The organism is Mycobacterium sp. TH-M11 (genome assembly GCF_057473725.1).
In genome coordinates, this window is record NZ_JBYCLD010000156.1 from 1 (window position 1) to 10,189 (window position 10,189).

Sequence of the window (10,189 nt, forward strand, 5' to 3'; positions counted from 1 at the left end):
TCACGGACCGTTTCGGCCAGCTGCGCGCCGCGTTTGCGCGCCCGTTTCCGGGCCTTTGCCACCACCGGCTTGCTCTTCATGGCGGCCTCGTGGGCAAGTTCTTCGCCCCGCTTGCGGGCCACCTCGACCAGCGGTGCGCCCCGCTCGGCGGCCGTGCCGGCTAATTCGCGTCCACGCTCGGCGCCGACATGAAGTCCGTGGGCGATCCGGTCGGCCAGCTCGGAACCGAGCAGCGAGTCGTCGGAATCGTCGAACGGCAGCGCCGACGACACCGCCTCCGATAAACGGCCTGCCGCCTGCCTTCCGCGCCAACCCAGCGACGGTTTGCCGGCCGTGTCGGCGGCCGCGATGATCAGCCCACCCAGCAGGCTCAAATCGGTCAGCAGGTCACGTCGTTTCTGGGCCCTGCGATCCGGATCGCTTTCAGCCCAAAACAGATGCCCGCCAAGGCTGCCCGGTATCACCGTGAATGCCAGCACGGCGGAGGCGACTCTGGGCATCTTGCCGGTGGCCAGCAACGCGCCGCCCGCGACCTGGACGGCCGCGTTGATTCTCGCGGCCGTTTCGGGATTGGACGGGATCCGGTCTCCGTACGGCCCGGGCAGTTGGCGCAGCGCCGCGACGGTCGGCTCGGTCGCTTCGAGCGACAGCGCGGGGTTGCGCAGCGTCTCGACGCCTTGGCCGATGAATGCTGCGGACAGCAGGGGACGAGCGATTCGGCGAATCAACATGGCCCGCGTGTTCCCAGGTTCAGCGCAGCGCAAACCGGATCGGCCAACCGCGTGCGAGTCCTAGCCGGACTGCTTGCCGCAGGCGGACCCAGTTGCATTCCGCTCGTTGTGTTTCGTCCTGGCCGCGATGCCGGGCGGCGTCCCGAGCCTGATCTCACATTCAGGGGGATTGCCAGCCGCGTCGCCGCGCTACGGCATCTCGGCCAACAGGAGCCGCGCGGATGTCTCCAGCCGGTCGGCAATCTCGCCATATGAGGCATATCCCATGCCGGCGCGCACCAAAGCTCCCGCGTAGAGCAGCTCAAGTGATTCGACCAGTTCAGGTGTGGGTCCGTCGCCCAGAGCGGTGACCAGACGCTGGTGTATCTCGCGGCCGATGCGCAGCCGCAGGTGCTCAACCTCAGCGTCCTGGCTGAGCAACGCGCTGGTGACCGCACCGGCAAGCGCCGGCTCGTCCGCGACCAGCAGCGCGATCTGGCGCAGCACGGTGATGACGCGCGCCGTTGGACACGGCGATGCGGTCGGCGCAACGGGAGTCGACGTCAACCGCCGCCAGAACACCTCGGCCACGAGGTGCTCTTTTGAGGAGAAATATGTGTAGGCCGTCGCCGCCCCGACGCCGGCTTCCGCCGCGACCATGCGAATCGTCAACCCGGAGAAGCCTTCTCGGCTCAGCACACCGATCGCGGCGTGACCCAGCCGCTCGACGGTGTCGGCCTGCTTGGCGGTGAGGCGTCGTCTGGTCGATTCCCGAGCTACCGGGTTGGACACGTGTCCGGACACTACTACACCCACCGGGGCGCGGCAACCGAATGCACTACCGTGCAGGGGATGACAACCTCCCCAGACCGCGCCGCGCACGACGAACTGACCGGCCGGTTATTCGCACTGGCCGACCGGGTGACCGGTTTCATGCCCGCTGACGAGGGGCAGGCTCTCTACGACGTGGCCATGACCTACCTCGACGGTGGCATCGGCGTCGAAATCGGGACGTATTGCGGTAAGTCGACGGTCCTGCTCGGCGCGGCCGCTCAGGCGCGCGGCAGCGTTCTGTACACCGTCGACCACCATCACGGCTCGGAAGAGCATCAGCCCGGTTGGGAGTATCACGACACGTCGCTGATCGATCCGGTCACCGGACGGTTCGACACCTTGCCGGCGTTGCGGCACACCCTCGACGAAGCCGGGTTGGACCACAACGTGGTGGCGGTGGTCGGCAAATCGACTGTGGTGGCCAAAGGTTGGCGCACGCCGCTGCAACTGCTGTTCATCGACGGGGGCCACAGCGAGGAGGCCGCCCGCAACGACTACGACGGCTGGGCGAGGTGGGTGAGCGCCGGGGGCGCACTGGTCATTCACGACGTGTATCCCGACCCGCGCGACGGCGGGCGGCCGCCCTATGAGATCTATTGCCGTGCAATGGAAAGCGGCGCGTTCACCGAGAAATCCGGGACCGGTTCGATGCGGGTGCTCGAGCGCACCGCCGGCGATGCCGGGGCAGCGGTTTAGCGATCCGACTGGCTGGCCGCGCACTCGCAGTCGTACGCACTCTCCAAGCCGCGCGGCAGGTCGACACCGCGGAAGATACCGCTGCCCGCGGTGGTCGCTGACAACGCGTCGGCGGCCAGGATGACCGCCGCGCCGGTCCACGTCGTGCGCTCGACGGGCCAACGTTTGCCGTCGCTGAAGACCAGGCCGGTCCAGTACGAGCCGTCTTTTTCGCGCAGGTGCTGCATGGCGGAGAACTGCGTCAGTGCTGACTGCCGATCGCCCATCGCATCCAGCGCCAACACCAGTTCGCAGGTTTCCGCACCGGTCACCCACGGCCGATCGTCGACGCACCTGATGCCCAACCCGTCGACCACGAAATCGCTCCATCTTTCGGCGATGCGGGCCGTCGCCGCGGCACCGCGCACCGCGCCGCCCAGGATGGGGTAGTACCAGTCCATCGAGTGATGTGGCTTCTCGGTGAACCCGGTGGGATGAACGGCGATCGCGTGGCCCAACCGGCCGAGGGCAAGCTCCCATTCGGGTTGCGGGTCGTCGATCAGATTCGCCAAGGCGAGCGCGCATCGAATGCTGTGGTAGATACTGGCGCAACCGGTCAGCAACGCTTCCGTCAGGGGCCCCGAAGCGCTACGCGCCCAACAAATTTCGCCGCCCTCAAGCTGTAGGTCGAGTACGAAGTCGATGGCTGCGCGCACCGTCGGCCACATGGCGCGGGCAAACATCCGATCGCCGGTGACAAGTACGTGATGCCATACTCCGACCGCCACATACGCGCAGAAGTTGCTGTCGCTGTTGGCATCTTCTATGACGCCCGCGCGCAATTGAATCGGCCAGGAGCCGTCTGCGCGCTGTTGGTTACGGCACCAGTCGAAGGCGCGACGCGCAGGTCCGATCAACCCGGCGACCGTGAGGGCCATCGCGCATTCCACATGGTCCCAGGGATCGGTGTGGCCGCCATCGGACCATGGGATCTCTCCGGAGGAATATTGCAGCGCTGCAATAGATTCTGCCGTCTGACGGCATTGTTCGGGGGACAGGACGCCGTCGACGCCCGGAATCTCAGACCAGCTCAACAGCAGGTACCGGTTTCTCGAAATACAACGCGATGCTCTTGCCGATCAGGGGGTTGAGGGTCGATTCTGCGAGTCGCGTCACCAGCGGTCGCCGCATCATGTCCCACACCAGCAGTTTGTGGTAGGCAACGACAGCCGGATGGTCGGACTTCTCAACACCTACTGCGCATTTCAGCCACCAGAACGGGGAGTGCAGTGCGTGGGAGTGGTGGGCGTGGATGAAATTCATTCCCCGGCCGGCGATCTTGCTGCGCAGCTGATCGGCCCGGTAGATGCGGATGTGGCCGCCCTCGTTGCTGTGGTATTCGTCGGAGAGCAGCCAGCAAACCTGCTCGGGTAGCCATCGAGGCACCGTGACGGCCAGTGTGCCGCCGACCTTGAGTACCCGGATCAGCTCCATGATCACGGCATCGTCGGCCGGGATGTGTTCGAGGATTTCAGAAGCGATGACGCAGTCGAAGGTTTCATCGGAGTAGGGCAACGCGCGTGCGTCGCCGACGACGGTTTTGGCGTGAGCCGATGGCGGTGCTTCCCCGGCCTCCGCCATTCCGCGGAACATCGTGTCCACCTCGACGAGTTCCTCGGAGTTCTGGTCAAACGCCACGACCTCGGCACCGCGCCGGTACGCCTCGAAGCTGTGCCGACCCAAACCGCAACCGACATCGATGACCTTGCTGCCGGGGCCGATGCCGAGACGATCGAAATCGACTGTCAGCACAGCTCGCCCACCACGCGGCTGGTATCGCCGACCGTCGAACCGCCGGCGATGGCCTGCTCGTACACCTGCACGGTCTGCGCGGCCACCGATTCCCAGCTGAACACCTCGACAGCGCGCCGGCGACCGGCCGCGCCCAGCTGCTTGAGCTGTTCGGGGGAGTCCAGCAGCTCGCCGATGACTCGGGTCAGCTCGTCGACGTCGCCGGGCGGGACCAGCCGTGCGCAACTGCCGTCGGTCCCCAGCACTTCGGGCAATGCGCCGGCGCGGCTGGCCACGATCGGCGTCCCGCTCGCCATGGCTTCCACGGCCGGGAGCGAAAAGCCCTCGTAAAGTGAAGGAATGCAGGTGATTTCAGCTGATGCGAACAGCCGGGCCAAGTCAGCGTCGGTGAGCCCGCTGGAGATGTGCACGATGTCGGAGATGCCGAGTTCGGCGATCAGCTTTTCGGTGGGTCCGTTCGGCTCCAGCTTCGCCACCAACTGCAACTCCAGGTCGTAGTGATGGCGCAGCTTGGCGATCGCCGGTAGCAGGTGTCCGACGCCCTTGAGCGGTACGTCCGCACTGGCGATGGCCATGATGCGGCCCGGGACGCGCGGTTGCGATGACGGCGCGAAAACATCTGTCTCCACTCCCAACGGCACCACGTGAAGCTGATCCGGGCGTACGCCGAAGTCGGCCGTGATGTCGCTCGCCGACGACGACGACACGGTCAGCAACTCGGGGATGCGTCGCGCCACCCGCTTTTGCATCGCCAGAAAGCCGTACCACCTGCGCACCGACGGCCTACGCCACCAGCGCGCCGCAGCGAGATCCACCATGCGGTCGCGGGTGATCGGATGGTGCACGGTCGCGACGACTGGCAGGCCGGTGGCCGCAATCTTCAATAGTCCGACACCCAGGCTCTGATTGTCGTGTACCACGTCGAAATCGTCGAGCCGTTCGGCCAGCAGCCGCGCTGCCCGCAGGCTGAAGGTGCGCGGCTCTGGGAAGCCCGCGGTCCACACCCCGGCCAGCTCGAGAAGGTCGATCCGATCCCGGATCTCTCGCAGGTGGGGAATCCGAAAGGGGTCGGGCTCGCGATACATGTCGAGGCTGGGCACCTCGGTGAGCACTACGCGTGGGTCGAGTTCCTCGGGGTAGGGCTGACCGGAAAACACCTCGACGTGGTGTCCCAGATCGACCAGGCTCCGGCTCAGATGCCGGACGTACACCCCCTGGCCGCCGCAGTGCGGCTTGCTGCGATAGGACAGCAACGCAATCCGCATACTCACGCCCGATCCGGTGTGAGGGTGCCGAGGTGTAGCGCAGTGGAAGGTTCGGGCGAGGCGTCAACGCGCTTTCTGGACACGTGTCTGGACTATAGTTTGACAAACTAGCTGATGCAACGCGACGCTAGCGGCGTTGACTTCGCCGGGTGTCGTCGGCCCGTTGATCGCGAGGACGCCGCCGCCAGCTCTGACGGCGATACCGTGGTCGTTATGCGCACGCTGGTCGTCGTCGACGTTCAGAGAGACTTTTGTGAAGGCGGCTCGCTGGCCGTCGCCGGCGGGGCGGCCCTGGCGGGTGCCATCGACGCGTATCTAGCCCGCGAGACCCATTACCGCCACGTGGTGGCGACGCAGGATTTCCACATCGATCCCGGCGACCATTTCTCCGACCATCCGGATTACGTCTCGTCGTGGCCGCCGCACTGTCGCGCCGATACTCTTGGCGCGCAGTTTCACCCGAATCTCGATGCCGGTCGGTTCGAGGCCGTCTTTCGCAAGGGCGCGTACGACGCGGGGTACAGCGGCTTCAGTGGACTCGATCATGGTGGGACGCTCTTGGGCGATTGGCTCCGACAACGCCACGTCGACGAGGTCGACATAGTCGGCATCGCCACCGATCACTGTGTGCGCCGGACCGCGGAAGACGCTGCGGCGCAAGGCTTGGTGACTCGCGTACTGGTCGACCTGACGGCCGGGGTGGGGGAGGAGTCCACCGCAGCGGCCCTGCGCGCATTGCGTGCGGCGGGTGTCGAGACCGTGGAAAGCCGATGACGGAATCGATGAGCGCGGCGCTGCTGAGAGCCGTTGAGCGATCGCCGGACATTGTCCCGACGGGCCACACCGGCGACCGGGGTTTGGCACTTACCACAGCCGCCCCGACGACGAAAGGATTACCCATCCAGCACCGGGAGACACACCACGAACACCAGCTTCGGTCCCGGTAGACCCTTCGGTCGGCGGACCTTGCTACGCGGCGCCGGCGCGCTCGGCGCCGCGTCGGTGGCGCTGTTGCCCACCGCGTGCGGCTCCGAGGACAATGACGCGCTGACATTCTTCTTCGGCGCCAACCCCGAAGAGGCCGATGCCCGGTTGCGGGTCGTCGACGCTTTTCGGCGCACACGTCCCGACATCAAGGTACGAACCTTGTTGTCCGGCCCCGACGCACTGCAGCACGTGTCGATCTATTGTGCGGGCGGCAAGTGCCCCGATGTGCTGATGGCATGGGAGTTCACTTATTCGGGGCTGGCCGAACGCGGCGTGCTGCTCGACCTCAACGACATGCTGGCACGCGACACGACCTTCGCCGCCGAGCTCAGAGCGGACAGCGTCCCAGCGATGTACGAAACGTTCTCCTATAACGGCGGGCAGTATGCGTTTCCCGAGCAGTGGTCGGGAACCTTCCTGTTCTACAACAAGAAGCTGTTCGCTGCGGCCGGGGTGCGTCCACCACCCGGACGATGGGACGAGCCGTGGAGTTTCGGTGAATTCCGCGAAGCGGCCGAGGCGCTGACCAAGCGCGATGACGCGGGCCGGGTCAGCCAGTGGGGATTTGTCGACACCTGGGCCCCCGACTACTCGGCCCTGTTGTTCGGGATGAACAACGGTGTCCCATGGTCAAATCCACGGATGAACCCGACGCACCTCAATTTCGACAACGACGCGTTCATCGAAGGTATTCAGTTCTATGCCGACCTGAATACCAAGTACCGAGTTGCGCCTACCGCCTCGGAGTCGCAGTCGATGTCACAGACCGACCTGTTCAGTTCGGGGCATGCGGCAATGGCGCTCGGCGGGCACTGGCGCTACCAGACGCTGGTGCAGGCCGAGCATCTGGATTTCGACATCGGGGTGCTGCCCACCGGACCGAAAGGGCAGGCTGCGCGCTCGGACATCGGTACTACCGGGCTGGCCATCGCTTCTAGTAGTCCCCGCAAGAACCAGGCATGGGAATTCGTGAAGTTTGCCACCGGCCCGGTGGGGCAGGCGGTGATCGGTGCGACCGGCTTGTTCGTGCCAGCCCTGCGGTCGGCGGTACGATCACCGGCTTTTGCCCAGGCGCACAACAAGATCAGCAACATTGCCGTGCTGATCGACGGGCCGGAACACTCCGAGGGCCTGCCCATCACGCCGGCATGGCCCAAGGTCGTCGCGTTGATGGACCGCAATCTCGGCCCGGTGCTGCGCGGTTCGCGGCCCGCCACGGCGCTGGCCACCGACTTGTCGCCCAAGATCGATGAGGTGCTCCAGGCGCCATGACACTGACTGGTGCAACTCATACGGACCTGGCTCGCGGACGGGGGCCGTCCAAGCGCCGCGCGCGCTATGGTCGCCTATTCGTCGCACCGAATCTGACCGCGGTCACGGTCTTCCTGGTGTTTCCACTCGGATTCTCGCTCTACATGAGCTTTCACCACTGGGACATGTTCGGCCCGGCAAAGTTTGTCGGTTTGGCGAACTACCGCAGTCTGTTCGCCGAAGACCCGCTGTTCGTCATCGCGTTGCGTAACACCGTGGCCTACACGGTGGGCACCGTCGTCCCCACGGTGCTCATCAGCCTCGCCGTGGCCGGTGTGCTCAACCGGAAAATCAAGGGCATCGCCGTATTCCGGACAATCATTTTCCTCCCGTTGGCGGTGTCGTCAGTGGTGATGGCCGTGGTGTGGCAATTCGTGTTCAACACCAACAACGGTCTGCTCAACATCGTCTTGGGCTGGTTCGGCATCGGCCCCATCCCGTGGCTGGTCGATCCGAAGTACGGCATGGCCTCGCTGTGCATCGTCAGTGTGTGGCGGAGCGTGCCTTTCGCGACGGTCATTCTGCTGGCCGCCATGCAAGGCGTCCCGGAAACCCTCTATGAGGCAGCACGACTCGACGGTGCAGGAGAACTGCGTCAGTTCGTGTCGATCACCGTGCCGCTGATTCGCGGCGCGGTGTCTTTTGTCGTCGTGATCTCGATCATCCACGCATTTCAGGCATTCGATCTGGTCTACGTCTTGACCGGACGCAATGGCGGGCCGGAAACGGCGACCTACGTCTTGGGCATCATGCTGTTTCAGCACGCTTTCGCCTTCCTGGAATTCGGGTACGCGTCAGCGCTGGCGTGGGTGATGTTTGCGATCCTGCTGGTGCTGACGGTTGTGCAATTGCGGTGGGGTCGGCGTCGGGCAGCGCAGGAGGAGGGATCATGGGCGTAGCGGGACGAGTGCTCAGGCCCAACGTATTTCGCGGCTTAGCGCTCTACGTCGCGCTGACCGTTATCGCGATGTGCGCGTTGTTCCCGATTCTGTGGGCGGTGTCGGGATCGTTGAAGCAGGCGGGTGAGGTGAGTCTGCCGACACTGTTTCCTGCACATCCGCAGTGGTCGAATTACCGCGAGGTATTCGCCGTCATGCCGTTCTGGCGAATGTTCGTCAACTCGGTCCTGTACGCCGCCTGCGTCAGCGCCGGACAGGTGTTCTTCTGTTCGCTGGCCGGATATGCATTCGCGCGCATCCATTTTCGGGGCCGCAATGTCTTGTTCATCTTGTACCTGGGAACCTTGATGGTGCCGCTGACGGTCACGGTGATTCCACAGTTCATCCTGATGCGCGTGGCCGGTCTGACCGACACGCCGTGGGCGATGATCCTTCCCGGGTTGTTCGGCAGTGCATTCGGCACCTACCTCATGCGTCAATTCTTCCGCACGCTTCCCGACGAACTCGAAGAGGCTGCGATCCTCGACGGCTGCTCCCCGTGGCAAATTTACTGGCGGATACTGCTGCCGCTTGCAAAGCCCGGGGTGATGGTGTTGGCAGTGCTCACCTGGGTCAACGTCTGGAACGATTTTTTATGGCCGCTGCTGATGATTCAGCGAAACAGCATCGCGACCCTCACCCTTGGGCTGGTCCGGATGCAGGGTGAATACTCTGCCCGCTGGCCTGTGCTGATGGCCGCATCCGTGCTGATCTTGGTGCCGCTGTTGGCGGTGTACGCGGCAGCCCAGCGTGCTTTCATTCGCGGTATCGCAGTCACCGGGCTGGGCGGGTAGCGCATGGCGCTGGTGACATTCGACCAGGCGACGCGGCTCTACTCCGGCGCGGATCGCCCGGCAGTCGACCGCCTGGATCTCAGCGTCGGCGACGGAGAATTCGTGGTGCTGGTCGGACCATCCGGATGTGGCAAAACGACGTCGCTGCGCATGATCGCCGGGCTGGAGACTGTCGACTCGGGCCGCATCATCATCGGCAGCCGTGACGTGACCGACGACGATCCCAAGGACCGCGACGTAGCGATGGTCTTCCAAAACTACGCGTTGTATCCGCACATGACCGTGGCGCAGAACATGGGATTCGCACTCAAAATCGCGAAGCTGTCGAAAAGCGAGATTCGCGAACGGGTTTTGGACGCGGCTCGTTTACTCGACCTCGAGCCTTACCTGGATCGCAAGCCGAAGGACCTTTCCGGAGGCCAACGTCAACGGGTTGCCATGGGGCGCGCCATCGTTCGTCGACCGCAAGTGTTCTTAATGGACGAACCGCTGTCCAACCTGGACGCGAAACTTCGAGTACAGACCCGCAACCAGATCGCCGGACTGCAACACAGGTTGGGCACCACCACGATCTACGTCACCCACGACCAGGTCGAGGCGATGACGATGGGGGATCGCGTGGCGGTGCTGCGCGACGGAGTTCTGCAACAGTGCGCGGCGCCTCGTGAGCTGTACCGCAATCCGGTCAACATGTTCGTGGCGGAGTTCATCGGTTCACCGGCAATGAATCTCGTGACGGTGCGGGTCACGGATCATTGCGTCACCATGGGAGACTGGTCGATTCCGCTTCCGCGTGAAATCAGCTCTGCGATAGATGAACTCGTGATAGGTATCCGGCCTGAACATTTGGACATCGGGGGAAG

The 10,189-nt window shown here is 64.5% G+C and carries 11 protein-coding genes; 6 read left to right on the forward strand and 5 right to left on the reverse strand.

Going from position 1 to position 10,189, the window contains the following annotated elements; translation table 11 throughout:
• A partial coding sequence (locus AC2VOG_RS06775) for a DoxX family protein (RefSeq protein WP_486939148.1) occupies positions 1 to 731 on the reverse strand: 731 nt, incomplete at its 3' end.
• A gap of 189 nt (positions 732 to 920) precedes the next feature.
• Positions 921 to 1,502, reverse strand: coding sequence for a TetR/AcrR family transcriptional regulator (locus tag AC2VOG_RS06780; RefSeq protein ID WP_486939156.1), 582 nt, complete (start codon positions 1,500 to 1,502; stop codon positions 921 to 923).
• Positions 1,503 to 1,562: 60 nt separating this feature from the next.
• On the opposite strand from AC2VOG_RS06780, the gene AC2VOG_RS06785 reads away from it, so the two are divergent.
• Positions 1,563 to 2,240 carry a class I SAM-dependent methyltransferase gene (locus AC2VOG_RS06785; protein ID WP_486939149.1) on the forward strand — a complete coding sequence of 226 codons (678 nt, stop codon included), beginning with the start codon at positions 1,563 to 1,565 and terminating at the stop codon, positions 2,238 to 2,240.
• Here AC2VOG_RS06785 and AC2VOG_RS06790 read toward each other — a convergent pair.
• From AC2VOG_RS06790 to manT, 3 genes are all read right to left on the reverse strand, one after another.
• Entirely contained in the window at positions 2,237 to 3,157 is a 921-nt protein-coding gene (locus AC2VOG_RS06790) for a prenyltransferase (RefSeq protein WP_486939150.1), read from the reverse strand. The genes AC2VOG_RS06785 and AC2VOG_RS06790 overlap by 4 nt on opposite strands.
• 142 nt (positions 3,158 to 3,299) lie before the next feature.
• Positions 3,300 to 4,031 (reverse strand): class I SAM-dependent methyltransferase, encoded by a 732-nt coding sequence (locus AC2VOG_RS06795; protein ID WP_486939151.1) that lies wholly within the window; start codon positions 4,029 to 4,031, stop codon positions 3,300 to 3,302.
• A complete protein-coding gene (gene manT, locus AC2VOG_RS06800) occupies positions 4,025 to 5,296 on the reverse strand; it encodes an MMP alpha-(1->4)-mannosyltransferase (RefSeq protein ID WP_486939157.1) in 1,272 nt (423 codons plus the stop codon). The genes AC2VOG_RS06795 and manT overlap by 7 nt, the downstream gene beginning before the upstream one ends.
• A 213-nt stretch (positions 5,297 to 5,509) precedes the next feature.
• Between manT and AC2VOG_RS06805 the strand changes: the two genes are divergently transcribed.
• The 5 genes from AC2VOG_RS06805 to AC2VOG_RS06825 all read left to right on the forward strand — a co-directional run.
• On the forward strand, positions 5,510 to 6,070 hold the full coding sequence (locus AC2VOG_RS06805; RefSeq protein WP_486939152.1) for an isochorismatase family protein: 561 nt from the start codon (positions 5,510 to 5,512) through the stop codon (positions 6,068 to 6,070).
• A gap of 192 nt (positions 6,071 to 6,262) precedes the next feature.
• Entirely contained in the window at positions 6,263 to 7,555 is a 1,293-nt protein-coding gene (locus AC2VOG_RS06810; protein WP_486939153.1) for an ABC transporter substrate-binding protein, read from the forward strand.
• Between the two features lie 26 nt (positions 7,556 to 7,581).
• Positions 7,582 to 8,493: a carbohydrate ABC transporter permease gene (locus AC2VOG_RS06815; protein WP_486939158.1), complete on the forward strand. Its 912-nt coding sequence runs from the start codon at positions 7,582 to 7,584 to the stop codon at positions 8,491 to 8,493.
• Positions 8,484 to 9,326 (forward strand): carbohydrate ABC transporter permease, encoded by an 843-nt coding sequence (locus tag AC2VOG_RS06820; protein ID WP_486939154.1) that lies wholly within the window; start codon positions 8,484 to 8,486, stop codon positions 9,324 to 9,326. The genes AC2VOG_RS06815 and AC2VOG_RS06820 overlap by 10 nt, the downstream gene beginning before the upstream one ends.
• Positions 9,327 to 9,329: 3 nt before the next feature.
• Positions 9,330 to 10,189: ABC transporter ATP-binding protein (locus tag AC2VOG_RS06825; RefSeq protein ID WP_486939155.1), on the forward strand; the 860-nt coding region annotated here is incomplete at its 3' end.